Source organism: Arthrobacter sp. Y3223164, from assembly GCF_059091005.1.
Window position 1 is genome coordinate 1 of the sequence record NZ_JBNHGF010000729.1, and the last position, 729, is coordinate 729.

The 729-nt window shown below is 70.2% G+C and carries 1 protein-coding gene; it reads left to right on the plus strand.

Annotated elements, in window-relative coordinates; translation table 11 throughout:
• Positions 1-86: 86 nt before the first annotated feature.
• Positions 87-729, plus strand: a 643-nt coding sequence (locus AC5RUJ_RS17660) for a metal-dependent transcriptional regulator (protein ID WP_494156433.1), incomplete at its 3' end; no start/stop codon positions are given.

Genomic DNA, 729 nt, shown 5'->3' on the forward strand with positions numbered 1-729 from the left:
CGCCGCACGCGGCGGGGCTCGCCCGCGCAGCCCGGCTCCGCCGCCGCCAACCTGCCGTCCTGACACGTTCGACGAGAGTGAGACGCATGCCCCCGGCCAGGAAAACCGCGCTGAGCAGCGGCTCATCCAGCGTGCAGGACTACGTCAAGGTCATCTACGCCTTCACCGAGTGGCAGGACAAGCCCATCACCTCCTCGCAGCTGGCCGGCCGGCTCGGGGTGGCCAATTCCTCGGTCTCAGAGATGGTGCGCAAGCTGGTGGAACTGCAGCTGGTGGACCACCGGCCGTACAGCGCCATCGAACTGACCGACGCCGGCCGCCGGCTGGCCCTGACCATGGTCCGCCGGCACCGGGTCCTGGAGACCTTCCTGGTGCAGGAACTCGGCTATGCCTGGGACGAAGTCCACGACGAAGCCGAGCTGCTCGAACATACCGTCTCCGACATGTTCATCGACCGGATGGCGGCCAAGCTGGGCCATCCGCAGCGCGATCCGCACGGCGACCCCATCCCGGCGGCGGACGGCACCGTCCACGTCCCCAGCGCGGTGCAGCTGGAAGAACTCGACGGCGGACACACCGGCCGGATCACCCGGATCAGCGACGCCGATGCCGACCTCCTGCGCTTCTTCAGCGCCGAGCGGATCGGACTCGACGACCGGGTGGAAGTGGTCGGCCGGCGCCCCTTCGGCGGTGCGCTGGTGGTCCGGTTCGGCCCGGACGGGGCGGGCC